This is a genomic window from Paracoccus sp. ME4, from assembly GCF_046736325.1.
Taxonomy (GTDB): domain Bacteria; phylum Pseudomonadota; class Alphaproteobacteria; order Rhodobacterales; family Rhodobacteraceae; genus Paracoccus.
This window is the reverse complement of the sequence record NZ_CP151276.1, coordinates 803,902-828,741: the sequence shown is the minus strand read 5'-3', so window position 1 is coordinate 828,741 and position 24,840 is coordinate 803,902. Positions and strand designations below refer to the sequence as shown.

Below are 24,840 nucleotides of genomic sequence, written 5' to 3'. Positions count from 1 at the left end.
GGGGCGGCCCGCCTCAGATCAGCAGCGTCGCGCCCGCGGCAAGCCCCGCCACCAGAAGCGCCAGAAGCGACAGCCAGCCCGAGGGCCGCCGCCAGGCGGGACCGTGCCCGCGCAGCGCCGCCAGGGCCAGCCCCAGGGCGGTGCCCAGCAGCGCAGGCAGCACGGTGAAGCTCTGCGCGACGATGGCGGCCAGGTCGTGAAAGCCCCCCTGCCCCTGCGCCGCGTTCAGCAGCTGCAGCGCGATCGCCGCCAGAAGCAGCGCCAGCACCAGAAGCGGCCAGCGCAGGCGCAGACGCGCGCTGCCCCAGGCGATGAACCCCGCCCCCGTCAGGCACAGCCCGGCGATGATCCAGGGGTTCACGGCTGTCCCTCGGGGGCCGCGGCGGGGGCGGCCCGGCGCGGCGCCGGGCGGCGCAGCAGCAGCAGAAGCCCCAGCCCCAGGCACAGCATCCCCGCCCCCGGACCCCAGTTCAGCGTCGAGAGGCCCAGCACCGGCACCCCCGCCAGCGCCAGCGTCCAGCCCGCCCGGCGCTGCGCGCGGCGCGGCAGGCGCGGCATCAGGCAGGCCAGCACCAGCCAGATCGTCACCGCCGCCACCGGCACCGGCATCCAGGTGGCCAGGTCGGCGGCAGCCATCATGCGGCGCGGCCCTGCAATCGCGCCGGAAGGGCGTTGGCCCAGGTCGAGATCGTGCCTGCGCCCAGGCAGACGACCATGTCGCCGGGCCGCGCCTGTTCGCGGACCAGCCGCTCCAGGTCGTCCTCGGACAGGATGGCGCGGGCGTGGCGGTGGCCGTGGGCGATCAGCCCCGCCACCAGATCGTCGCGCGAGGCGCCGGGAATCGGCTCCTCTCCGGCGGAATAGACATCGGCGATGGCCACGACGTCGGCCTCGTTGAAGCAGGTGCAGAAATCCTCGAAGAGGTTCGACAGGCGCGAATAGCGATGCGGCTGGTGGACCGCGATGACGCGGCCGGTGCTGGCCTGGCGCGCGGCCTTCAGGACGGCCGCGATCTCCACCGGGTGGTGGCCGTAATCGTCGATGATGGTCACGCCGGCCACCTCGCCCACGCGGGTGAAGCGGCGGCCGACGCCGCCGAATTTCGCCAGCGCCTCGCGGATCTCGGATTTCTTGATGCCCAAATGGCGCGCCACGGCGACCGCGGCCAGGCAGTTCGAGACGTTGTGATCGCCCGGCATGGGCAGGGTGCAGCCCTCGACCATGGGCACGGTGCCGTCCACGGCCTCGCCCTGCAGGGCGATGTCGAAATGGGCGATGCCCTTGGCATAGGTCAGGTTCATCGCCCGCACGTCGGCCTGGGCGTTGAAGCCGAAGGTCACCACGCGGCGGTCGGTGAGGCGCCCGACCAGCGCCTGGACCTCCGGATGGTCGGTGCAGCAGACCGCCAGACCGTAGAAGGGCACGGATGATGCAAAATTGGTGAAGGCCTGGCGCAGCGCGTCGAAGCTGCCCCAATGCTCCATGTGCTCGGGGTCGATATTGGTGACGATGGCAATGTCGGCGGGCAGGCGGTTGAAGCTGCCATCGGATTCGTCGGCCTCGACCACCATCCACTCGCCCGCGCCGGCCCGCGCGTTCGAGCCATAGGCATGGATCACGCCGCCGTTGATGACCGTGGGGTCCAGCCCGCCCGCATCCAGCAGGGTCGCGACCATGGTGGTGGTCGTCGTCTTGCCATGCGTGCCGGCGATGGCGATGTTCGATTTCAGGCGCATCAGCTCGGCCAGCATCTCGGCGCGGCGCACGATGGGCAGGCCGCGCAGGCGCGCCTCCTCCAGCTCGGGATTGCCCTTCTTGATGGCGGTCGAGATGACCACCACGCCCGCGCCCGCGACGTTCTCGGCCCGTTGGCCCTCGAAGACGGTGGCGCCCAGGGTCTCCAGGCGGTCGGTGATCTTGGACTTCTTCGAATCGCTGCCCTGCACGCGATAGCCCAAGGTCAGCAGCACCTCGGCGATGCCCGACATGCCGATGCCGCCGATGCCCACGAAATGGATGGGGCCCAGTTCGCCGGGCAGTTTGGTGGCAGCGTTCATCGCGTGATCTCCTCGACGAGGTCGTACAGTCGGCGCGCCGCATCGGGGCGCGCCAGGGTCAGGGCCGCCTGCGCCATGGCCGTGGCCTGGGCGGGGTCCGTCAGGATGGCGCGGATGTCGCGCGCGAGGCTGTCCGCGTCAAGCACGGATTCGGGATGGACATGCGCGGCCCCCGCCTCGGCCAGGGCCTGGGCGTTGGCGGTCTGGTGGTCGCCGGTCGCGGCCGCGAAGGGGATCAGGATCGACGGGCGCCCGATCACCGTGATGTCGGCCAGCGACGATGCGCCCGACCGGCTGACCACCAGATGCGCCGCGGCGATGCGCTCGGGCACGTCGGTGAAGAAGGGCTGAACCTCGGCCGCGATCCCGGCTGCGGCATAGGTGGCGGTGACCTGATCGGCATCCTCGGGGCGGGCCTGGTGGCTGACATGCAGGCGCGCGCGCAGGTCCTGAGGCAGGGCGGCGATGGCCGCGGGGACGACCTGCGACAGCACGCGCGCCCCCTGGCTGCCGCCGATCACCAGAAGCCGCAGCGGCCCCTCGCCCGGCGCGTCATAGGGGCTGGCCGCGCGGTCCAGCACCGAACCGCGCACCGGATTGCCGACATGCCGGCCGTCGATGCCCTGCGGCAGCTGGGTAGGCCAGGTGCCGCAGGCCACGCGATGGACATGGCCGGCGAAGAGGCGGTTCACGCGGCCCATGACGCCGTTCTGTTCGTGGATCATCCGCGGCAGGCCCATCAGATGCGCCGCCGACAGCGCCGGAATGGTCGGATAGCCGCCAAAGCCGATGACCACCGTCGGGCGGTCGCGCCGGAAGGCCCGGCGTGCGGCCATCACCCCGGCCGCGATCTTGAAGGGCGCCGACAGCTTGCCCGCCAGCCCCCCGCGCGCCGTGGTGGCCGAGGTCACGACCTGCCGCTCGACGGCTTCGGGGAAGGCCCCAGCATAGCGCGCGCCGCGGTCGTCGGTCGAGAGCCTGACCCGCCAGCCGCGCTCCAGCAGCAGCTCGGCCAGGGCCTGGGCGGGAAACATGTGGCCGCCGGTGCCTCCGGCGGCGATCAGCGCGAGGGGGGCGGCCATCAGCGCGACCGCCGCAGGATCTCGGCGAACTCGCCCTGGGGCCGGGTGCGGGTCAGCGCCAGCAGCATGCCCACCGCGATGCCCGAGGCGATCAGCGACGAGCCGCCATAGCTGACGAAGGGCAGCGTCATGCCCTTGGCGGGCAGCAGGCGCACCGCGACGCCCATGTTGATCAGCGCCTGCACCCCGAAGGCGCAGGCCAGGCCCGTGCCCGCGATCCGCGCGAAGGGGTCGCGCTCGCGCAGCAGCCGCAGCAGAGAGCGCAGCACGATCACCGCGTAGAGGCTGATGATCGCCAGGACCATGATGAAGCCGTATTCCTCGGCCGCGACGGCGATGATGAAGTCGGTATGCGCGTCGGGCAGCGACCATTTCACCTGACCCTCTCCCACGCCCACGCCGAAGAAGCGGCCCTCCTGGATGGCGTTGGTGGCGAAGTAGATCTGGGTGTTGGCGTCGATCTCGGAGGAGAGGAAGCTGTTGATGCGGCGGGCGAAGTGTTCCGACAGGTTGTAGGCCAAGAGCCCCCCCGCCCCGGCCAGCCCGGCCACCGCCATGATCACGACGATCCCCGAGCCCGCCACGAAATACATCACCAGCCAGGAGAAGAGGACCAGCGAGGCCTGGCCGAAGTCGGGCTGCAGCGCCAGCAGCACCACCACCGTCAGCGCCACACCGAAGCTGAGCGCGCGGCCCGGCGGGCTGCCCGGTTCCTGGGCCGCGGCCATGAACCAGGCGCAGAGCGCGACGAAGCCGGGTTTCAGGAACTCGGACGGCTGCACCGACACGAAGCCCAGGGACAGCCAGCGCGTGGCGCCCTTGCCGAAATCGGTGCCGATGACCGGCAGCGCCACGATGAGCAGGAACGAGACCGCGAAACCCAGAACGCCGATGCGCCGGATCTGGCGCGGGTTCAGCGTCGAGATGGCGGTCATTACCAGCAGGCCCAGCCCGCCGAAGGCCATCTGGCGCTGGACGTAGTAGAAGCGCGGCAGGTTGTTCTTCTCGGCCAGCGGCACCGAGGCCGCGAGCCCCAGCAGCAGGCCGATGGCGAAGAGGCCCAGGACGCAGGTCAGCGACCACTTGTCCAGCGTCCGCCACCAGCGGGGAAGAATCGGGTCGCCCGCCCGCACGGGCGTCGTGCCGAAGACCATCTCGGTCATGGGAATACCGCCGTCACTGCCTCTGTCCTGCCCGGTTTGCCCGGATCTGGCCGAAAGGATAGCGCGAATGTCGCAGCGGCGCTACCACAGATTGAGCGCTTGCGGGAACGTGACCGGAGCGCCCGAGGCGAGGCGCGCGCGGGGGAGCCGGAGCCCGCAGGCGGCCTCCGGCGCGCTGCCGCCCGGCCGGGGGCCGGCTGCGCCGGCGGTCGGCGCGGGTCAGCCCAGGGTGGCGAGGGCCGGGAAGGTCTCGAGGAGCCAGAAGCTGAAGGCCGAGAACGCGCCCGTCAGCAGCATCACCCCCACCACGATCAGCAGCGCGCCCATGACCCGTTCGATCATGCCGAGCCACGGCTTGACGCGGTTCATCACCCCGATCGCGCGGTCGATGAAGACGGCGGCCAGAACGAAGGGAATCCCAAGGCCCAGGGCATAGACGGCCAGCAGCGCGGTGCCGCGCGACAGCTCTCCCCCGGTCGCGGCCAAGGACAGGATCATGCCCAGCTGCGGGCCGATGCAGGGGGTCCAGCCGAAGGCGAAGGCCAGGCCCAGCACATAGGCGCCCATGGCCCCGCCGCCCTGCCTGCCGGCCTGGAGCCGCGCCTCCTGATCCAGGAAGGGGATGCGGATGACGTGCAGGAAATGCAGCCCCATCACGATGACCATCGCCCCCGCGACCCGCGCCAGCACGTCCTGATAGGTCAGGAAGGCGCGCCCGAAGGCCGATGCGGCAAAGCCCATCACCAGGAACACCGTCGAGAGGCCCATGACGAAGAACAGCGCGGGCAGGACCGCGCTGCGTTCCCGCGCCTTGAGGCCGTTCACCCCGACCCCGGTCATGTAGGCCAGATAGGGCGGCACGATGGGCAGCACGCAGGGCGACAGGAAGGACAGGATGCCCGCCAGCATCGCCACGGCGGCGGCGGGCAGGAAGGCGGCGGTAGCGAGGTCGATTCCCAACATGGCCGCACCTTACCGCGTGGCGGGCCGAAGCACAGGGGACATCGCGTCACGGATGCGTGGGGCGGACATGCGAAGGGGCGCGGCTTGCACCGCGCCCCCTGTCTGTCAGGCCCGTCGGCTCAGCGGCCGGACCACCAGCCGCGGCGGCGGGGCTGGGGCGCCTCGGCGGGCGCGGGGCTGTTCGCGGGCTCCTGCGGGGCGGCGGCGGACTGGACCAGCGCCTCGGCCACGGTGGCGGGTTCCGCGGGGGCGGCCTCCGCAGCCGGTGCGGCGGGCTCCGGTGCGGGCTCCGCAGGTGCGGCCGCCTCCGGCACGGTCTCCACGGCCATCGGCAGGGCCTCGGCGCGGGCGTCGTCGGCCTCGGTCAGGTCCACCACCTCGGGGAGGGGCTGGGCCTCGACCGGCTTGCGGCTGCGCGAGCGGCTGCGGCCGCGCGAGCGGGTCCGGCCCTGCGGCGCGTCATCGGCCTCGGGCTGGGCTGCGGGTTCGGCCTCGGGGACCTCCGCGGCGACCGGCTCGGCCTCGGGCTCGTCGGAGACGGGCTCCTCGCCCTCGTCCTGCACGGCGTCATCGGCCTGCGCCTCGTCGCCCTCGGGACGCTCGCCCGATTTCCGGCGGCGGCGACGGCGGCGACGGCGCGACCGGCCCTCGCCATCGACCTCGCCATCCGCGTCGCGGGTCTCGGCGGCCTCCGGGACCTCGACGGCCTCGGGTGCGGCGGCCTCGACCTCGGGGGCCTCGGCCTCGATCGCGGGCAGGTCGTGATCTTCCTCCTCGTCGATGCTGGCCATCAGGTCGGCATTGACGCCCAGGGGCACATGACCCGGCTCGGGAACGACGCGGGTCGCGGTCTTGAACTTCTCGATCGCGTAATCGGGCGAGACCAGCGCCGGGTCCGCCTCGACGCGCACCGACATGCCGTGGCGCGCCTCGATGCCCGCGACATGCTCGCGCTTGGCGTTCATCAGGAAGTTCGCGACGGCGACCGGTGCGCGCACCAGAACCTCGCGCGAGCGCTTGCGGCTGCCCTCGTCCTCGATCGCGCGCAGGATGGTCAGCGCCAGGCTGTCATCGCTGCGGATCAGGCCGGTGCCGTGGCAATGGGCGCAGGGCTGGGTGGTGCTCTCCAGCATGCCGGGGCGCAGGCGCTGGCGGCTCATCTCCATCAGGCCGAAGCCCGAGATGCGGCCGATCTGGATGCGCGCACGATCGGATTTCAGCTTGTCCTTCAGGCGCTTCTCGACCGCGGCGTTGTTGCGGCGCTCATCCATGTCGATGAAGTCGATGACGATCAGACCGGCCAGGTCGCGCAGGCGCAGCTGGCGGGCGACCTCGTCGGCAGCCTCCAGGTTCGTCTTGAGCGCGGTCTCCTCGATCGAGCCTTCCTTGGTGGCGCGACCCGAGTTCACGTCGATGGCGACCAGCGCCTCGGTGATGCCGATGACGATGTAGCCGCCCGACTTCAGCTGCACGACCGGGTTGAACATCCCCGCCAGATAGCTTTCCACCTGATAGCGCGCGAACAGCGGCACCGTATCCTGATAATGGACCACGCTGTCGGCATGGGTCGGCATGATCATGCGCATGAAGTCCTTGGCCGCGCGATAGCCGCGCTCGCCCTCGACCAGCACCTCGTCGATCTCGGAGGAGTAGAGATCGCGGATGTTGCGCTTGATCAGGTCGCCCTCCTCGTAGATCGCGGCGGGGGCGATCGACTTGAAGGTCAGCTCGCGGATCTGCTCCCACAGGCGCAGCAGGTATTCATAGTCGCGGCGGATCTCGGTCCGGGTGCGCTGGCTGCCGGCGGTGCGGATGATCAGGCCGGCGCCCTTGGGCACGTCCAGCTCGTTCGCGATGTCCTTCAGCTTCTTGCGGTCGGCGGCATTGGTGATCTTGCGGCTGATCCCGCCACCGCGCGCGGTGTTGGGCATCAGCACGCAGTAGCGGCCGGGCAGCGACAGGTAGGTGGTCAGGGCGGCACCCTTGTTGCCGCGCTCCTCCTTGACGACCTGCACCAGCATGATCTGGCGGACCTTCACGACCTCCTGGATCTTGTAGCGGCGGGCACGGGGCTTCCTGGGCGCGCGGACCTCCTCGGTCACGTCCTCGTCGGCGACCGATTCGATCTCGTCGTCCTGATCGGCCTCGTCGCTGGCGGTCTCGGCGCCGGTCTCGGCCTCCTGGGCCTCGGCGCGGGGCTTGCGGCGCGAACGGCCGCGCTCCTCCTCGGCCTCCTGGGCCTCGGCCTCGGCGCGCTCCTCGGCCTTCAGCGCCTCGCGGTCGGCCGCGGGGATCTGGTAGTAATCCGGATGGATCTCGGCGAAGGCCAGGAAGCCGTGGCGGTTTCCGCCGTAATCCACGAAGGCCGCCTGCAGCGAGGGCTCGACCCGGGTGATCTTGGCCAGGTAGATGTTCCCGGCGATCTGGCGCCGGTTGGCCGTCTCGAAATCAAACTCCTCGACTTTGGTTCCATCGACCACGACCACCCGAGTTTCCTCGGCATGGGTGGCGTCGATCAGCATTTTCATTGCCATTGTTGTGTCTTTCGCGCAGCCGACGACCGGGCGGGGCCAGCGGCTCCCCCCGGTTCGGTCTGCGGTGTGATGAGGACACGGGCGCGTCGCCGTCGAAGACCATCGGGCCGACGGGGCATCGTGCCCGCCCTTCCCGAAGTCTGCCGTCCAAAGCGCGCGTCATCGCGTCTGTTCCCTAGGATGGTCCGATGCCGCAAGGCAGGACCGCTGTTCGTCGGACCCCCTGCGCCGTCCCGCAAGGCGGTGGCGCGGCGGAGGCTTGGTTTTCCGCGGGCACATGGCTCGCCCGAGATCGGGATCAGAGGTGCCGCGCTGCGAAACTGTCGGCGCGGGACTGGCCGTGAACCGGGTCCCGGTTCTGGCTGCGCCCTGCGCATGGGGCCAGCATAGCGGTCCGGGGCAGGAAAATTCAATGGCGAAAACGCCCCGGACAGCCTGCGGACGAAATGGGCCATCCTCCGCCGGCCCGATTCCGGGCGCGGTGAACCTCAGGCCTGCTGCCCGGGACCCGCGTCCGGTCCGGCCGCGGCCACGTCGCGACCCCGCCGCCGCAGCCTTTCGCGCAGCAGCCGCGCCCCGCGGCAGGCCAGCCGCGCCACCTCCAGCCAGGCCCGATAGGGCAGCACGGTCAGATAGCGCGACCGCCCCAGCTTGTAGGCGCGCAGGCCCGCCTGGATCTGCGTCGGATGATCGGAGCGCTGCGATCCGGGCAGCGGATCGACGAAGGCCGCGCGCAGCCCCGACAGGAACTCCAGGTCGAAGGCGATGTCCCAGGCCAGCCGCATGGGCAGCAGATCGGTCACGATCCATTCCGCGGCCCGGCGGTCGATCACATAGGCCCCGGCGCCCTTCTCGCGCGTCAGCGCGATGGCCAGCCGCCGCCCCGGCCCCAGGTCGCGGATCGCGTGCTTTCGGCCGCGGTTGACCGAGGTCAGCCGCAGCAGGTTCCACGCATCGCCGTTCAGCGCCGCCCGGTCCACCACCGCGACCAAGTCGGGATCGAAGCTGACGTCATCCTCCAGCACCAGCGCCAGGTCGGCATCCCCCGCCAGCAGCGCCCGCGCGCAGGCCACATGCGACAGATAGCAGCCGACCTCGGGCGGGGTCGTGCGGCGGCCATGCAGCAGCCGATAGGCGCGCTCGTCGAATTCCGGGATGGGAAAGCGCAGCGCGCGGCCGTCCACGCCCTCGATCCGGGTGAAGGGCAGGTCCAGGGCCGCCAGCTTGGCCTGCATGGCCGTCAGGCGGGCATCGGCGCCCGCCATGTTGATCAGATAGACCGCCAGGCGCCGCCCCGACAGGGGCAGCACCGTCACCGCGTCAGACGGCGCGGTCGTCATCGGACGTCTCCGCCGGGGGCAGCGCATGGGCACTGTAGAGGCCCGCATTGGCCATCAGGAACACGAACAGCGCCGCGGGCAGGCCGAAGGTCTCGAACCAGACCCAGGTGCTCTCGCTCTGGGTGCGCCAGACGATCTCGTTGGACAGGGCCAGCAGGACCAGGAAGACGGTCATGCGGACGGTCAGCCTGCGCCAGCCCAGCTCGGTCATGGGCAGCGCCTCGGACAGGACCGCGCCCAGCCAGTTGCGCCGCAGCGCCAGGCCCGTGCCCAGGATGGCCGCGAACAGCAGATAGATGATCGTCGGCTTGATCTTCAGGAAGCGTGGATCGTTCAGCCAGACCGACAGTCCGCCGAAGACCACGACCAGAACCAGCGTCGCGATCTGCATCGGCGCCAGCCTGCCGGTCAGCCACCACTGGATACCCGCCGCGACGATCAGCGCCGGGATCAGCGCCGCGGTGGCCAGGATGAAGCCGCCATAGCTTTCGCCGCCGATCACGAAGGTGTCGTTGCGGTACAGCATGAACAGCACGAAGAACAGGACCAGCGGACCCAGATCCAGCACCGGCTTGACCCAGGGTTTCATCTCTCTCATGCGGTCGGCCTTTTGTTGTCCGCCCGTCAGGCGGCGAATTCCACGATGACCGCGCCCAGGGCGATCAGCGCCATCAGCGCCACCCGGCGCGGCCCCACCTTTTCGCCCAGGATGAGCCAGCCGACAAGAGCCGCGAAGACGGTCGAGGTCTCGCGCAGGACGGCGGCGCGGCCGACCTCGTCGATGCGCGTGGCCAGCATGATCGAGCCGAAGCTGGCGAAGGCCACCAGCGCGCCGATCATGCCGCGCATGGCCAGCGGCCCGACCTGCGCGGCCGGCAGCGCGGCCAGGCGACGCGCGTTCCACAGCGGCATGAACAGACCGTCGAGGACGAAGAACCATGCGAGGAAGGTGAACGGATCGGCCGCCTGCCGGATGCCCCAGGCATCATAGGCGGTATAGGCCGCGACCATCGCCCCGGTGACCATCGCCCAGGCCAGCGCCGGGACCAGCGTCTCGCGCCCCACGGTCAGGCGGCGCAGGCTGTTCAGCGCCAGCCCGAAGATGCCCCCCACCAGCAGAGCCAGCCCCAGCCACTGCCCCGCGGTGAAGCGTTCGTGAAAGACCAGCATCGCGACCAGCACCACGAAGAGCGGCGCCGATCCGCGCACCACCGGATAGACGACCGTATAGGCCCCGCGCTGATAGGTCAGCGCCTGCGCGACCTTGTAGAGGATGTGGATGCCCATCGCGCCCAGCAGAACCGGCCACAGGCCCGGCTCGGGCCAGGGCACCAGGAACAGCGCCACCGGCAGCGCCATGAGCAGATAGGACAGGTCGATCGCCGCCCGGCTGAGCCAGGGATCGTGGCGCCCCTTCTGCAAGGCCCCGAAGACCGCGTGCAGAAACGCCGCCGACAGCGCCAGGGCCGAGGCCAGCTGCGCGCCCTGCTCGGTTCCGGCGATTTGAACGAAGAAATCACCCATGCCGCCTGATGGCCCCTGCCCGCCCCCGACGCAACCCCGGTCGCGGGGCCGCGCGCGCGATCAGTCCAGCCGCACCGCGGCCAGGATCGGGCCGGGCAGCGCCTCATCGCCCTGCATCTGCTGGATCAGCAGCGCGTGGCGGGTGTCGGGCGGCCAGGCGCCGTCCTCCATCAGCTCGGGGCGCACGGTCAGGCGCAGCGGCTGCCGTCCGTCCCATCGCGACAGATGTTCCAGCGTCAGGACCACGTTGCTGTAGAGCACGGTGCGGCCCCGATTCTCTCCGGCCATCACATCGACATGGCGTTCGGGCGCATAGCGGACCAGGACCACGTCCACCGCGCCGCCCAGGTCGGACAGGGGCTGCAGCTCGATCAGCTCTCCGGCATCGGTCGGGTCGCGCTGGACGCTGACGGTGGCGGGGGCGTAGCGGTGCGCGTCGATCAGGCCCATCAGCTGCGCCGGACCGGGCGCGACCGAGGTGTCCTGGCCGTCCACGATCATCTGCGGGGTATAGACCGACCGCTCGCCCGCGGCGCGGGCGTAGGCGCTCTGGCGTTCGGTGAATTCGGGCCGGGCGAAGCTGTCGGCCCAGCCCAGATAGTCCCAGTAGTCGACGTGATAGGACAGGGCCAGCACGTCCGGCGTCCCGGTCAGCGCGGTCAGCATCGCATCGGCCGGCGGACAGGAGGAGCAGCCCTGCGAGGTGAACAGCTCGACCACCACCGGCAGCGTGGCCGAGGGCAGCGCGGTCGCGACGGGCGGCGCCGCATCCGCGGCCGCAAAGCCGTTGACGCCCCCCGATTCCAGCCCCGGATAGGGCAGGTCCATCGTCGACGGGGACTGCCGCCCGGCCTCGTCAGGGGCCAGGATCAGAGGCGCGTCGCCCGCGTCCGGTGCGGTGGCGGCAGAGGGGGGGCCCGAAAGGGCGCCGGACATGTCCGCCTGCCCAGCCATCCCCTGCCCCGCCGCGGGCAGCGCCAGGAGCCACAGCGCCGCGCAGGCGGCGGCCGCGCCCTGCGCCCATGCGCGGGCGGGACGGGTCGGGCGGTCGGGATATGTCGGGTGCCGTGTCACAGGCAGCGTGTTACCGCCTGAGGGCCCGAAACACCAAATCACCGCTGCGTCAGCGGCGCCATTCGCGTCATGCGTGCCTCTTGAGCAACAGGGGAAAAGATGGTATGCAATCGCATACAATTTGCGGTGCATCCCTTGCGCGATGCCCCCCGATGGGGCAAAGCAGGGGCACGCCGGACCCATCCATTCTTGCAGACAGGGAGGCCCTGATGCCCATCCAGACCGGAACCGACACCGCCAAGACGCGCCGCACGCTGAGCGCGGGCGCGCAGAGCGTCGACTATTACTCCATCGCCGCCGCCACCGAGGCGGGGCTTGGCGACTTCTCGAAACTGCCGGCCGCGCTGAAGGTCGTGCTGGAGAACATGCTGCGCTTCGAGGATGGCGGCCGCACCGTCTCCGTCGAGGACATCAAGGCCTTCGCCGAATGGGCGACGCTTGGCGGCAAGAACCCGCGCGAGATCGCCTATCGCCCGGCCCGCGTGCTGATGCAGGACTTCACCGGCGTTCCGGCGGTGGTCGACCTGGCCGCCATGCGCGACGGCATCAAGGCCCTGGGCGGCGACGCGCAGAAGATCAACCCGCTGAACCCGGTCGATCTGGTCATCGACCATTCGGTGATGATCGACGAATTCGGCACCCCGCGCGCCTTCCAGAAGAACGTCGAGCTGGAATATGAGCGCAACATGGAGCGCTACACCTTCCTGAAATGGGGTCAGAAGGCGTTCAACAACTTCCGCGTGGTCCCGCCCGGCACCGGCATCTGCCACCAGGTGAACCTGGAATACCTGGCCCAGACCGTCTGGACCGACACGGACCAGGACGGCAAGACCGTCGCATACCCCGACACGCTGGTCGGCACCGACAGCCACACCACCATGGTGAACGGCCTTGCGGTCCTGGGCTGGGGCGTGGGCGGCATCGAGGCCGAGGCCGCCATGCTGGGTCAGCCGATCTCGATGCTGATCCCCGAGGTCGTGGGCTTCAAGATCACCGGCGCGCTGGCCGAGGGCGTGACCGCCACCGACCTGGTGCTGAAGGTCGTGCAGATGCTGCGCAAGCACGGCGTGGTGGGCAAGTTCGTCGAGTTCTACGGCCCCGGCCTGGACCACATGCCGCTGGCCGACCGTGCGACCATCGCCAACATGGCGCCCGAATACGGCGCGACCTGCGGCTTCTTCCCGATCGACGACGAGACGCTGCGCTATCTGCGCCAGACCGGCCGCGACGAGGACCGCATCGCCCTGGTCGAGGCCTATGCCAAGGAGAACGGCTTCTGGCGCACGGCGGATTACGCGCCGGTCTATTCCTCCACGCTGGAGCTGGACCAGAGCACCGTCGTCCCGGCCATCTCAGGGCCGAAGCGCCCGCAGGACCACGTGCCGCTGACCGAGGCCGCGACCGCCTTCGGCGACTACATCAAGGGCCTGCGCCCGGCCAAGTCGGTCCCTGCGACCGAGAAGGCCGAGATGACCGAGGAAGGCGGATCGCCCGATCCCGCGCCGCAGGACATCCCCGGCGGCGGCCACGGCCACCTGAGCAGCGCGCCGGTCGAGGGCGAGGACTATGTCCTGCGTGACGGCTCGGTCGTGATCGCCTCGATCACCTCCTGCACCAACACCTCGAACCCCTATGTGCTGATGGCCGCGGGCCTGGTGGCGCGCAAGGCGCGCGCCCTGGGCCTGACCCGCAAGCCCTGGGTCAAGACCTCGCTGGCGCCCGGATCGCAGGTGGTCGAGGAATACCTGAAGGCCGCGAACCTGCAGGAGGACCTGGACGCCCTGGGCTTCAACCTGGTGGGCTTCGGCTGCACCACCTGCATCGGCAACTCGGGCCCGCTGCAGCCCGAGATCTCGAAGGCCGTGAACGACAACGACCTGGTGGCCGTGTCGGTCCTGTCGGGCAACCGCAACTTCGAGGGCCGCATCAGCCCGGACGTCCGCGCGAACTATCTGGCCAGCCCCCCGCTGGTCGTGGCCTATGCCATCGCGGGCGACATGAACATCGACGTGACCAAGGACCCGCTGGCGCATACGCCCGACGGCAAGCCGGTCTACCTGAAGGACATCTGGCCGACCTCCAAGGAGGTCGCCGATCTGGTCGACACCATCGTGACGCGCGAGATGTTCCAGGCGAAATACGCCGACGTGTTCAAGGGCGACGAGCGCTGGCAGGCGGTCGAGGTGACCGACAGCGAGACCTATGACTGGCCCGCATCGTCCACCTACATCCAGAACCCGCCCTATTTCCGCGGCATGTCCCAGGAACCGGGCGTCATCCACGACGTGAAGGGCGCGCGCGTCCTGGCGCTGCTGGGCGACATGATCACGACCGACCACATCAGCCCGGCGGGCAGCTTCAAGCCGGGCACCCCGGCCGGCAAGTACCTGACCGAGCGTCAGGTGGCCCCGCGCGATTTCAACAGCTATGGCTCGCGCCGCGGCAACCACGAGATCATGATGCGCGGCACCTTCGCCAACATCCGCATCAAGAACGAGATGCTGGACGGCGTCGAGGGCGGCTTCTCCAAGGACGCCGACGGGAACCAGGCCGCGATCTATGACGCCGCGATGTCCTATGTCGATCAGGGCACGCCCCTGGTCGTCATCGGCGGCATCGAATACGGCGCCGGATCGTCGCGGGACTGGGCGGCCAAGGGCACGAACCTCTTGGGCGTCAAGGCGGTCATCGCCGAAAGCTTCGAGCGCATCCACCGTTCGAACCTGGTCGGCATGGGCGTCATCCCGTTCGAGTTCACCAATGGCGACACCCGCCATTCGCTGAACCTGACCGGCGACGAGACGATCACGATCGAGGGCTTGGCGGGCGACTTCAAGCCGCTGTCGCTGGTGCCCTGCACCATCACCTATGCCGACGGCACGGTGAAGACGATCCAGCTGAAGGCCCGCGTCGATACCGAGGTCGAGATCGACTATCTGAAGAACGGCGGCGTGCTGCATTACGTGCTGCGGAACCTGGCCGCGGCCTGATCGGCCCCGCACCGGAACGGATCAGGGCCCCCGGCGCATCGCCGGGGGCCCTTGTCATGACCGGCCGCCGTCAGCGGCGGCCCAGCATCCGCGACAGAGTCCCGTCGCGCCGGACCCGATGGTGCCAGATCGCCATGCCGACATGCCCCAGGATCAGCGCGAAGAGCAGCCAGGCCAGCTCTCCGTGCAGGGCCTGGCCCAGCTGCACCATCCATGACACCTCGGTCCCGGTGGCGGGGATCAGCCAGGGATCGGCGCGCGGCCAGCCGCGGCCGCTGCCATAGGCCCGCAGCAGGGCCAGCGACGGCACGACCGCCATCAGCAGATACATCAGACCCTGACCGACCCGCGCCGCGCGCCCGAGCGGCCCCGGATGACCCGGCCGCCGGTTCCGGTTCAGCGCCGTCCAGATCAGCCGCAGGCCCAGCAGGGCCAGGACCGTGACGCCGATCGAGGCATGGCCCGGCCCGATCGCGGCCAGCTGGACGACCGCCGGCGAATCTTCGGCCAGGCGTTCGGCCGCGGCGATGAGGAACTGCCAGCCCAGCAGGGCCGCCATGATCCAGTGCAGCGCACGGCTGATCCGGCCATATCGGTCGGGACCGTCGCGCCAAAGGGGGGCAGAGGGCATGTCTCGCTCCGTTCCAGCGGTGACTGGGGCGGCGCGCCCCGCCACCCAGAGAAGGTCCTGCCGCCCCGCTACGCAAGAGCCGCGGGCTGCGGCGAATGCCCGCAACGGGGTGCGATGCCGCCTCAGCCGCCGATGGCGATGCCCTCGCGGCGCGGATCGGCGCCCCCCTCCAGCCCCTCGGGCGTCACCACGATGCCCTGCAGCCCCGAGGTCAGCTCGGTCTCGTTCAGCTCGAAGCCCAGATCGGTCAGGCCCCGGGTCAGCGCGGCGGGCAGCCCCGCCTCCACGTCCATCGGACCGAAGCGGTTCACCAGGTTCGGCGCCGCGACCGCCGCCTGGATGTCCATGCCCCAGTCCAGATGCGCCACGATGGCCCGGGCGACATAGCCGATGATCCGGCTGCCGCCCGGCGATCCGATGACCATGGCGGGCGCGCCGTCGCGCATCACGATGGTCGGTGCCATCGACGACCGCGGCCGCTTGCCCGGCGCGATGGCATTGGCGATGGGCCAGCCGTCGGCGTCATGGGTCTCGAAGCTGAAATCGGTCAGCTCGTTGTTCAGAAGGAACCCGCCCGCCATCACGCGCGAGCCGAAGCCGTTCTCGATGGTCGTGGTCATCGACAGGGCGTTCCCGTCGCCGTCCACGATCGAGATATGGGTGGTCGAGGGCAGCTCCAGCGCGCTGTCCTGCCCCCACAGCGCCGCATGGCTCCAGCCGGGCTGGCCCGCCGCGACCTCGGGCAGGCTGTCGTCGCCCGCAAGCAGCGCGCCGCGTTCGGCCAGATAGGCCGGGTCGATCAGCCCCTCGGTCGGCATCGCGACGAAGTCGCTGTCGGCCATGAACCGCCCCCGATCCGCGAAGGCCAGCCGCGAGGCATCCCCGATCAGCCGCCAGGCATCGGGGCTTTCGGCGCCCATCGCCGCCAGGTCGTATCCGCCCAGCATTCCCAGGATCTGACCCACGGTCAGCCCGCCCGACGACGGCGGCCCCATGCCGCAGACATCGTGGTCGCGATAGTCCACGCAGACCGCTGGGCGTTCGATGACCCGGTATGCGGCCAGATCCTCCGGCGACAGCAGGCCCGGATTGTCCGCAGCCCCGCGCACCGCGGCCACGATCTCCTGCGCGATGGGACCGCGATAGAAGGCATCGGCCCCCTGCCCGGCCAGGGCGCGCAGCGTGTCGGCATAGGCCGGGTTGGTCAGCCGCGCGCCCGGCGCCACGGGCTGGCCGCCGGGAAAGAAGTAATCGGTCGTGGCGGGATAGCGCTGCAGCGCCTCGCCTTCGGCGGCGACCAGCGTCGCCAGGCGCGGGGACACGGTGAACCCGTCCTGCGCCATGGCGATGGCGTCGTCGAAGAGCCCCGCCCAGTTGGCACGGCCCCATTTGCGATGCGCGACCTCCATCAGGCGCGGCGTGCCCGGCGTGCCCACCGAACGGCCGCCGATCACGGCCGCCATGAACTCCAGGGGCTGGCCCTCCTCATCCTGGAACAGCGTGGGGGTCACGGCCATGGGGGCGGTCTCGCGCCCGTCCAGCGTGGTCAGCGCGCCCGTCGCGGCATCGTACCAGACCAGGAAGGCGCCCCCGCCCAGGCCCGAGCTCTGCGGCTCGACCAGGCCCAGCACCGCCTGCACGGCGACCATCGCATCGGCCGCGCTGCCGCCGCGGTCCAGCACGCGCGCACCCGCCTGCACGGCCAGGGGATGGGCGGCCGAGACCATCCAGTCCTGCCCGCGGACCGGGATGCCCTGCGCCTTGGCCTCCAGCGCGGCGCGGGCCGCATCGTCCAGCGGGCCGAAATCCGCGGCGGCTCCCTGCGCCGCCGACGCGCCCTCGGGCACCACCGCATCCGTCGCCTGCTGCGCCGCAAGCCCGCCCGTGCTTCCCAACAGGATCGCCAAGGCCAAACCCGTCTGTGTCATCCGCAACTCCCCCGTCATGCCTGTCGATGGGGTCAGCATGGGACGCACAACCCGCGGGTGCAAGCACGGGGTTACTGATCGGCCAGGGCGCGCTCCAGTTCGGGTCGGAAGCGGGTCTCGTAATCCGCATCGACCAGCGGGCCGGCATGGCGGTAGAGTACCCGCCCCTCGCCGTCCAGGATGAAGGTCTCGGGCGGGGCGGTCACGCCCCAATCGATCGCGGTGCGGCCGCGCGGGTCGGTGGCGATGGCCGCGAAGGGGTCGCCATCCTCCTCCAGGAACCGCAGCGCGTTCGCGTCGATGTCGCGCAGATCGACGCCATAGACCGGGATCTCCTGTGACAGGGCAGTCAGGGTCGGATGCTCGATCCGGCAGGGCGGGCACCAGCTGGCCCAGAAGTTCACCAGCTTGACGCCGGGCTGGCGCAGCATCTCGTCGGTCAGCGCGGTCTTGCCGGGCAGGGTCGTGGCGGGCACCGGCGGCGCCTCGCGTCCGACGATGGCGGACGGCACGGCACCCGGATCGTCGCGGCCCATGCCCCAGAGGAACACCCCCGCCAAGGCGATGAAGGCCAGGGGCGGCAGCAGGACAAGGGGCGCGATCCTAGCCATCGCGACCATGCTCCTCCAGCGCGCGCCGCGCGCGGGCATTGGCGGCGACGGTGTGCCAGACCAGCCCGCCGATCAGGACCAGGCTGACGGCATAGGCGGACAGGACGGGGATGGCATAGCGTCCAAGGTCGATCATGCGCGCATCTCTCTTGCTTGCAGGGCGGCCAGGCGGCGGCGGCGGATTTCGGTCCGGGTGCGGATCAGGACCAGCGCCAGGAACATCAGGAAGAACCCCAGCATGGCCAGATACAGGGGATAGCGATAGACATGGCTCATCCGCTCGCCGGACTGGACCGACAGGCTGGCGCCCTGGTGCAGGCCCTGGTTCCAGAACAGCACCGCATAGCGCGACAGAAGCGCGAAGACCGACCCCACCAGGCACAGGACGCCCGTCAGGTCGGCGGCGCTGTCGGGGTCCTCGACCGCCGACCACAGCGCGATGTAGCCCACATAGAACAGGAACAGGATCAGGAACGAGGTCAGCCGCGGGTCCCATTCCCACCAGCTTCCCCACATCGGCTGTCCCCAGATCGCCCCGGTCGCCAGCGCGATCACGGTCATCACCGCCCCGATGGGCGCGGCCGCCTTGGCCGCCAGCGCGCTGACATGGTGGCGGCGGATGATCCAGATCAGCGAGGCGACCAGCATCATCACCCAGATGTTGATGGCCATCATCGCGGCGGGCACGTGCAGGAAGACGATCTTGACCGTCGATCCCTGGCGGAAGTCGTCGGGCGTCAGAAAGCCCCAGACCAGGCCGGTCACGCAGCAGATCACCGCGCCGCCGACCAGCCAGGGCAGGACCCCTTCGGTGGTGCGCATGAACCGGGCCGGATTTGCGTACTGCCAGATCGACATGGTCCCTGTTTCCCCGTTTCGCGCCGCACCTTCAAGGGGCGTGGCGCGCCCTCACCTCAGATTGACCCGCAGCGCCGCCGCCGCCGCCAGCGGAATCAGCGCCAGGACCGCCAGCGTGATGCCCGCCAGAAAGACCAGCGGCGTGGCGATGGCCAGCCCCTCGGCCCCGCGGCGGGTGATCTCGGCCCCGAAGATCAGCGTCGGCACATAGAGCGGCAGTACCAGCAGCGACAGAAGCAGCCCGCCCCGCCGCAGCCCGACGGTGATGGCCGCGCCGAAGGCGCCCAGCATCGACAGTGCGGGCGTCCCGACCGCCAGCGACAGGACCAGCGCCGGCATCGCCCGCGGCGGCAGATGCAGCAGCAGCCCGAACAGCGGCGCGGCCAGGACCAGCGGCAGGCCGGTGGTGACCCAATGCGCCAGCGCCTTGACCGCGACCGCCCCCTCCAGAGGCAGCGGCGCGGTCGCCAGGAGGTCCAGGCTGCCGTCCTCATGGTCCAGCGCGAAGATGCGGTCCAGCGACAGCAGGCAGGCCAGCAGCGCGCCGACCCACAGGATGCCCGGCGCGATGGGCGCCAGCACGGCGCGGTCCGGCCCGACCCCGAAGGGCACCAGCGCCGAGAGGATCAGGAAGAAGGCGACGCCCAGGCCGAAGCCGCCCCCCGCCCGCGTGGCCAGCCGCAGGTCGCGGACCAGCAGGGCGATCACGCGAAGGCCTCGTTGAAGCCCGCGGGCCGGGTGGCGGGGGCGCCGGGGCGCGCGCGGAAGGGGCTCAGGTCCAGGACCCGCGCCTGCGGCAGGCCCAGGTCGATATGCGTGGCGATCAGCGCGGCACCGCCCTGCCCCAGATGGTCCGCCACCACCGCGGCGAAGCGCGCGACCGAGTCCGCGTCCAGCGACACGGTGGGCTCGTCCAGCACCCAGAGCGGGCGGCGCGTGACCAGCAGCCGCGCCAGCCCCAGGCGGCGCTTCTGCCCCGCCGACAGCGAGCCGGCCGCGCGATGGGCCAGCGCCGTCAGCTCCATCGCGGCCAGCGCCCGCGCCACGTCGCCGCCGCCGAAGACGCGCGCCCAGAAGGCCAGGTTCTCGGTCGCGGTCAGGGCGGGTTTCAGCCCGTCGGCATGGGCGGCATAGGCGGCCGCGTCCTCGGGCATCGCGATGCGGCCCGCCACCGGGGCCTGCAGCCCCGCGACGCAGCGCAGAAGCGTCGTCTTGCCCAGCCCGTTCGGACCGCGCAGGATCAGCGCCTGCCCCTTGTCCAGATCGAAGGAGACACCCTCCAGCACCCGTAGACCGCCGCGCGCCACGGCCAGGTCCTGGACGCGGAGCAGCGTCACAGCGGCAGCAGCGCGCAGGCCACCCGGCGGCCTTCCGAGACGGTGACGTTGTAGGTGCGCGCCGCGGTGGGCGAGGTCATCGCCTCGACCCGGATGCCCAGGGCGTCCAGCGCCGCGACCAGATCGCGCGGCGCATGGCCGATATCTTGGCCCAGCCCCAGGAACAGCACGTCCACGCGCCCGGCCAGGTCGGCCAGCGGCGCGCGGTCCTCCAGCCCCTGCCAGGGCGTGACGCGCCCGGCCTCGACCACCACTGCGCCGCGGATCACCTGACCCGCGATGCGGAAGAAGCCGGGACCATAGCTGTCCACCGCGTTCTGTCCGGCGAAGTCGGTGGGGATCAGCTGCGGCATCAGACCTCCTCGGCCCCCTCGAAGGGCGAGACGTTCTTGCGCTTGGCCTTGGGGTCCTTGGGGTCGGACGGGCCCCAGTCACGGCGAACGCCCAGCCACAGGACGACGCTTTTCGCGATGTAGACCGTGGAATAGGTGCCCACGAAGACGCCCCACAGCATCGCGAAGACGAAGCCGCGCACCACGTCGCCGCCCAGCACCAGCATCGCGGTCAGCGCGATGGCGGTGGTGACGGCGGTCATCACGGTGCGCGACAGGGTCTCGTTCACCGTCAGGTTCATCACGTCGACAAGCTTCATCGACTTGTACTTGATCAGGTTCTCGCGCAGCCGGTCGAAGACCACGACCGTGTCGTTGACCGAAAAGCCCAAGGTGGTCAGCAGCGCCGCGATGGTGGTCAGGTCGAACTTGAACTGGAACAGCGCGAAGACGCCCACGGTCAGCAGGACGTCGTGAACTAGCGCCACGACCGCCCCCACGGCCAGCTGCCATTCGAAGCGCAGCCAGATATAGGCCAGGATGCCCAAGGTCGCCGCCGCCACGGCGATGACCGCGGTGCGGATCAGCTCGTCCGAGACCTTGGGCCCGACCGATTCGACGGACACGAAGGTGACCGCGGGGTCGACCTCCTTCAGCGCGGCCTCGACCTCGTTCAGCTGCTGGGGAGAGACCGAGCCGGTCTCGTCCGTGGTGCCGATGCGGACCATGGCGACGTGGCGGTCCGCCCCGAAGGACGGATCGAAGACCTCGGTGATGGACACGTCGCTGAAGCCCATGCCGTCCAGCGCCTGCCGGTATTCGCCGATCTCGAAGGCGGTCGTGCTCTCGGTGCGGATGGTGGTGCCGCCGCGGAAGTCGATGCCGTAGTTCAGCCCCATGAACACCGTGGCCAGGATCGAGATCACCACCGCCAGCGCGGAGATGCCCACCGTCAGCCATTGCCAGCGGAAGAAGTCGATGTTCGTGACGTCGGGGACGAGTTTCAGACGGAAAGCCATGATTGCGCCCCCTTACAGGACCAGCTGGGCCGGCTTGCGCCATTCCAGCCAGATGAGAATCAGCAGTCGGGTCAGGAAGATGGCCGTGAAGACCGAGGTGACCAGACCGATGGTCAGCGTGACCGCAAAGCCCTTGACCGGCCCCGAGCCCAGGAAGAACATCACCGCCGCCGCGATGAAGCTGGTGACGTTGGCGTCCACGATGGCGCTCATCGCCTCGCGGAAGCCGTCCTCGATGGCGCGGAACGGCCGCTTGCCGCGGCGCAGCTCCTCGCGGATGCGCTCGAAGATGATGACGTTGGCGTCGACCGCGGTGCCGACGGTCAGCACGATCCCCGCGATGCCGGGCAGCGTCAGCGTGGCGCCCATCATGCCCATGATCGACAGGATCAGGATGACGTTGACCGTCACCGCGACCGAGGCGATCACCCCGAAAAGCCCATAGCTGGCGATCAGGTAGGCCGCGACCAGCGCCGTCGCCACGACGGCCGAGATGCGGCCCGCGTCGATGCTGTCCTGGCCCAGTTCCGGGCCGATGGTGCGTTCCTCGAGGAAGATCAGCTCGGCCGGCAGGGCGCCCGCGCGCAGCAGGACGGCCAGCTGGTTCGCCTCGTCGAAGGTCATCGACCCCGAGATCTGCCCCGAGCCGCCGGTGATGGCCGAGCGGATGACCGGGGCCGAGATGACCTCGTTGTCCAGAACGATTGCGAAGGGCTGACCGATATTGGCCGAGGTGTAGGAGCCGAAGGCCCGCGCGCCCGTAGGGTTGAAGCGGAAGTTGACCGAGGGCTGGCCGTTCTCGTCGGTGCCGGGCATGGCGTCGACCAGATCTTCGCCGGTGACGACGGGGCTCTGCTCCAGGATGTAGAACAGGTTCGGCTGGTCGATCGAGGGCGCGATCAGCTGGCCCACGCCGGGCTGGGCCTGCGGATCGGCGGTGGTGCCGACGACCGGGTTGAAGGTCAGCTGGGCGGTGGTGCCGATCAGGTCCTTCAGCTCCTCGGCCGAGCCGATGCCGGGCACCTGGATCAGGATGCGGTCCTCGCCCTGGCGGGTGATGGTGGGTTCGCGGGTGCCGACCTCGTCGACGCGGCGGCGCACGATCTCCAGCGACTGCTGGATGGTGCGGTCGTCGGTGACGGCCTTCTCGGCATCCGACAGCTGGATGGTCAGGGTCGCCCCTTGCGTGCTGATCGCCAGCGACTGCTGGCCTGCGCCTGTCAGGGTGGTGACGGGGGTCGAGAAGCCGCGCACGATCTCGGTCGCGGCGGCCATCTGGTCGGGATTGCCGATCTCGATGGCCAGGACGCCGTCGGGTGCGGCGACGCGCCGCACGGCGCCCACGGTGTCGCGGGCATCGCTCAGCGCGCGGCGCAGTTCGGGCCACAGCGCGTCCATGCGCGACTTGTAGACCTGCTCGACCTGCACCTCGCCCAGAAGATGGGCGCCGCCGCGCAGGTCCAGCCCCAGATTGACCAGATGGGACGGCATCCACGAGGGCCAGCCGTCGCGCGCCGCGACCAGTTCGGGCGTCTCGACGCCGGTGGCCTCGATCTCGGCCACGGCATCGTTATGCGCCTCGACACGGGCGTAGAAGGCGTTGGGCAGCGCATAGAGCAGGCCCAGAAGGCAGATCCCGAGTATCAGGATGCGCTTCCATCGGTCGATCTGAAGCATTTTGGCTTGGGCCTTTATCAGCTGTTGGCGGCGACCGGCTCGGTCTTGGTCACGACCTGGGCCAGGGTGCTGCGGACGACGCGGACGCGCACGCCGGTCGCGATCTCGACCTCGAGGTCCTCCTCGCCGACATTGGTGACCTTGCCCAAGATACCGCCCTGGGTGATGACGCGGTCGCCCTTCTTGACGGCCTCGACCATCGCCCGGTGGGCCTTCAGGCGCTTCTGCTGCGGGCGGATCATCAGGAAGTACATGATCGCGAAGATCAGGATCAGCGGGATGAACTGCGCAAAGGCGGCGGCGCCGCCGGCGCCTCCGGCGGCCTGGGCATAGGCGGGGGTCACGAACATCGATCGTCCTTTCGGTCAGGGGGCGCAGCCGCGGCCGCGTCAGGATTGGCGCGCAACCTAGCGGCGCGGCCGGTCCTTGGCAAGAAAGCCCCGGACCGCCGCGGCGCAAGGGCCGCGAACGTCACCGTGATCGGCCTAGCCTCAGGCCGCGACGGGCTGGGCGCGTTCGACCAGGCGGGCGAAGAAGCTGGCGCCCACGGGGGCCACCGCGTCGTTGAAGTCGTAGGCCGGGTGATGGACCCCCGGCCCGTCCCCCTGCCCCAGGAACAGATAGCATCCCGGCCGCGCGTTCAGCATGTAGCTGAAATCCTCGGCGCCCATCTCGCGCCCGGCATCGGGCAGGACCTGATCCTCGCCCGCGATCTCGCGCGCGACGGCCACGGCGAAGCCGGTCTGGTCGGGGTCGTTGACGGTGGCGGGATAGCCCTCCTGATAGTCCAGCCGGATCTGCACGTCATAGGCCTCGGCCTGCCCGTCGCAGATCTGGGTCATCCGCCTGCGCACCATGTCGCGCACATGCGGCGCAAAGGTGCGGACCGTGCCGCAGACATAGGCGGTGTCGGGGACGATGTTGTCGGCGCTGCCGGTGTGGATCTGCGTCACCGACAGGGCCAGGTCGTCGCCGGTATAGTGGTTGCGGCTGCTGATCGTCTGGATCGCGCCCACCACGGCCACGGCGGCGACCACCGGATCGGCGGTCAGATGCGGCATGGCGCCATGCCCGCCGCGGCCCTGGACATGGATCTCGAACGTGTCGACGGCGGCCATGATCGGGCCGGGCGTGGTCTGGAAGCTGCCCTCGGTCTGGCCCGGATTGTTGTGCATGGCAAAGACGCGGGCGATGTCGAAGCGCTCCATCATGCCGTCCTGCACCATCGCGTCGCCGCCGCCCCCGGCCTCCTCGGCGGGCTGGAAGATCAGCGCGACGCGACCCGCGAAGTTGCGGGTCTCGGCCAAGTATTTCGCCGCGCCCAGCAGCATGGTCGTGTGGCCGTCATGGCCGCAGGCATGCATCCGCCCCGGCACGGTCGAGGCCCAGGGCGCGCCCGTCGTCTCGGTCAGGGGCAGCGCGTCCATGTCGGCGCGCAGCCCGATGGTCGGGCCCTCGCCCCGGCCGTGGATGATGCCCACCACGCCGGTCTGCCCGATCCCCTCGTGGATCTCGTCCACGCCGAACTCGCGCAGCCGCGCGGCCACGAAGCCCGCCGTCTGATGGCAGTCGAAGCCCAGTTCGGGGTTCTGGTGCAGATGGCGGCGCCATTCGGTCATCTGATCGGCAAAGCCTGCGATGCGGTTCAGGACGGGCATGTGGACTTGGGCCTTTCGCTGTGGCAGTCGAGGGGCCATCATCCGCGTGACGAAGGGAATTG

Annotated in this window: 24 protein-coding genes; 1 reads left to right on the top strand and 23 read right to left on the bottom strand. The window is 70.3% G+C overall.

Annotated elements, in window-relative coordinates:
- Positions 1 to 13: 13 nt before the first annotated feature.
- The 11 genes from AACG61_RS04215 to AACG61_RS04165 form a co-directional block, all read right to left on the bottom strand.
- A complete protein-coding gene (locus tag AACG61_RS04215) occupies positions 14 to 361 on the bottom strand; it encodes a hypothetical protein (protein ID WP_411838770.1) in 348 nt (115 codons plus the stop codon).
- A complete protein-coding gene (locus AACG61_RS04210; protein ID WP_411838769.1) occupies positions 358 to 639 on the bottom strand; it encodes a DUF2484 family protein in 282 nt (93 codons plus the stop codon). The genes AACG61_RS04215 and AACG61_RS04210 overlap by 4 nt, the downstream gene beginning before the upstream one ends.
- Entirely contained in the window at positions 636 to 2,057 is a 1,422-nt protein-coding gene (murC, locus tag AACG61_RS04205; protein ID WP_411838768.1) for a UDP-N-acetylmuramate--L-alanine ligase, read from the bottom strand. Before murC ends, AACG61_RS04210 begins: the two co-directional genes overlap by 4 nt.
- Positions 2,054 to 3,139 (bottom strand): undecaprenyldiphospho-muramoylpentapeptide beta-N-acetylglucosaminyltransferase, encoded by a 1,086-nt coding sequence (gene murG / locus AACG61_RS04200; protein WP_411838767.1) that lies wholly within the window; start codon positions 3,137 to 3,139, stop codon positions 2,054 to 2,056. Before murG ends, murC begins: the two co-directional genes overlap by 4 nt.
- On the bottom strand, positions 3,139 to 4,302 hold the full coding sequence (gene ftsW, locus AACG61_RS04195) for a putative lipid II flippase FtsW (RefSeq protein ID WP_411838766.1): 1,164 nt from the start codon (positions 4,300 to 4,302) through the stop codon (positions 3,139 to 3,141). Before ftsW ends, murG begins: the two co-directional genes overlap by 1 nt.
- Positions 4,303 to 4,521: 219 nt before the next feature.
- A complete protein-coding gene (locus tag AACG61_RS04190; protein ID WP_411838765.1) occupies positions 4,522 to 5,265 on the bottom strand; it encodes a cytochrome c biogenesis CcdA family protein in 744 nt (247 codons plus the stop codon).
- Positions 5,266 to 5,384: 119 nt separating this feature from the next.
- On the bottom strand, positions 5,385 to 7,799 hold the full coding sequence (locus tag AACG61_RS04185) for an Rne/Rng family ribonuclease (protein ID WP_411838764.1): 2,415 nt from the start codon (positions 7,797 to 7,799) through the stop codon (positions 5,385 to 5,387).
- Between the two features lie 488 nt (positions 7,800 to 8,287).
- The gene (locus AACG61_RS04180; RefSeq protein WP_411838763.1) at positions 8,288 to 9,139 is read right to left on the bottom strand and encodes a glycosyltransferase family 25 protein; all 852 of its coding nucleotides are present in this window, start codon (positions 9,137 to 9,139) and stop codon (positions 8,288 to 8,290) included.
- Positions 9,120 to 9,737: an inner membrane-spanning protein YciB gene (locus tag AACG61_RS04175; protein WP_411838762.1), complete on the bottom strand. Its 618-nt coding sequence runs from the start codon at positions 9,735 to 9,737 to the stop codon at positions 9,120 to 9,122. The genes AACG61_RS04180 and AACG61_RS04175 overlap by 20 nt, the downstream gene beginning before the upstream one ends.
- 26 nt (positions 9,738 to 9,763) lie before the next feature.
- Complete coding sequence (locus AACG61_RS04170) at positions 9,764 to 10,663, bottom strand: EamA family transporter (RefSeq protein ID WP_411838761.1); 900 nt, start codon at positions 10,661 to 10,663, stop codon at positions 9,764 to 9,766.
- A gap of 60 nt (positions 10,664 to 10,723) precedes the next feature.
- Positions 10,724 to 11,737: a DUF1223 domain-containing protein gene (locus AACG61_RS04165; RefSeq protein ID WP_411838760.1), complete on the bottom strand. Its 1,014-nt coding sequence runs from the start codon at positions 11,735 to 11,737 to the stop codon at positions 10,724 to 10,726.
- 209 nt (positions 11,738 to 11,946) lie between these two features.
- Here AACG61_RS04165 and acnA point away from each other — a divergent pair, with 209 nt between their 5' ends.
- Positions 11,947 to 14,727 carry an aconitate hydratase AcnA gene (gene acnA, locus AACG61_RS04160; protein ID WP_411838759.1) on the top strand — a complete coding sequence of 927 codons (2,781 nt, stop codon included), beginning with the start codon at positions 11,947 to 11,949 and terminating at the stop codon, positions 14,725 to 14,727.
- Positions 14,728 to 14,797: 70 nt separating this feature from the next.
- Here acnA and AACG61_RS04155 read toward each other — a convergent pair whose 3' ends face one another.
- From AACG61_RS04155 to AACG61_RS04100, 12 genes are all read right to left on the bottom strand, one after another.
- Positions 14,798 to 15,358: a cytochrome b gene (locus AACG61_RS04155; RefSeq protein ID WP_411838758.1), complete on the bottom strand. Its 561-nt coding sequence runs from the start codon at positions 15,356 to 15,358 to the stop codon at positions 14,798 to 14,800.
- A gap of 122 nt (positions 15,359 to 15,480) precedes the next feature.
- Positions 15,481 to 17,286, bottom strand: a complete 1,806-nt coding sequence (gene ggt, locus AACG61_RS04150; protein WP_411838757.1) for a gamma-glutamyltransferase — start codon at positions 17,284 to 17,286, stop codon at positions 15,481 to 15,483.
- Between the two features lie 71 nt (positions 17,287 to 17,357).
- Complete coding sequence (locus AACG61_RS04145) at positions 17,358 to 17,897, bottom strand: DsbE family thiol:disulfide interchange protein (RefSeq protein ID WP_411838756.1); 540 nt, start codon at positions 17,895 to 17,897, stop codon at positions 17,358 to 17,360.
- Positions 17,890 to 18,033, bottom strand: coding sequence for a heme exporter protein CcmD (gene ccmD, locus AACG61_RS04140; RefSeq protein ID WP_411838755.1), 144 nt, complete (start codon positions 18,031 to 18,033; stop codon positions 17,890 to 17,892). The genes AACG61_RS04145 and ccmD overlap by 8 nt, the downstream gene beginning before the upstream one ends.
- Positions 18,030 to 18,755 (bottom strand): heme ABC transporter permease, encoded by a 726-nt coding sequence (locus tag AACG61_RS04135; RefSeq protein ID WP_411838754.1) that lies wholly within the window; start codon positions 18,753 to 18,755, stop codon positions 18,030 to 18,032. The genes ccmD and AACG61_RS04135 overlap by 4 nt, the downstream gene beginning before the upstream one ends.
- A gap of 51 nt (positions 18,756 to 18,806) precedes the next feature.
- Complete coding sequence (gene ccmB, locus AACG61_RS04130) at positions 18,807 to 19,463, bottom strand: heme exporter protein CcmB (RefSeq protein ID WP_411838753.1); 657 nt, start codon at positions 19,461 to 19,463, stop codon at positions 18,807 to 18,809.
- Positions 19,460 to 20,092, bottom strand: coding sequence for a heme ABC exporter ATP-binding protein CcmA (gene ccmA / locus AACG61_RS04125; RefSeq protein WP_411838752.1), 633 nt, complete (start codon positions 20,090 to 20,092; stop codon positions 19,460 to 19,462). The genes ccmB and ccmA overlap by 4 nt, the downstream gene beginning before the upstream one ends.
- Complete coding sequence (locus AACG61_RS04120; RefSeq protein ID WP_411838751.1) at positions 20,089 to 20,445, bottom strand: Mth938-like domain-containing protein; 357 nt, start codon at positions 20,443 to 20,445, stop codon at positions 20,089 to 20,091. The genes ccmA and AACG61_RS04120 overlap by 4 nt, the downstream gene beginning before the upstream one ends.
- A complete protein-coding gene (secF, locus tag AACG61_RS04115) occupies positions 20,445 to 21,443 on the bottom strand; it encodes a protein translocase subunit SecF (RefSeq protein ID WP_411838749.1) in 999 nt (332 codons plus the stop codon). The genes AACG61_RS04120 and secF overlap by 1 nt, the downstream gene beginning before the upstream one ends.
- A gap of 12 nt (positions 21,444 to 21,455) precedes the next feature.
- The gene (secD, locus tag AACG61_RS04110; protein ID WP_411838747.1) at positions 21,456 to 23,120 is read right to left on the bottom strand and encodes a protein translocase subunit SecD; all 1,665 of its coding nucleotides are present in this window, start codon (positions 23,118 to 23,120) and stop codon (positions 21,456 to 21,458) included.
- A 17-nt stretch (positions 23,121 to 23,137) separates the two neighbouring features.
- On the bottom strand, positions 23,138 to 23,470 hold the full coding sequence (yajC, locus tag AACG61_RS04105) for a preprotein translocase subunit YajC (RefSeq protein WP_411838746.1): 333 nt from the start codon (positions 23,468 to 23,470) through the stop codon (positions 23,138 to 23,140).
- A gap of 141 nt (positions 23,471 to 23,611) precedes the next feature.
- Complete coding sequence (locus AACG61_RS04100; protein WP_411838745.1) at positions 23,612 to 24,778, bottom strand: M20 aminoacylase family protein; 1,167 nt, start codon at positions 24,776 to 24,778, stop codon at positions 23,612 to 23,614.
- Between the last annotated feature and the right edge of the window lie 62 nt (positions 24,779 to 24,840).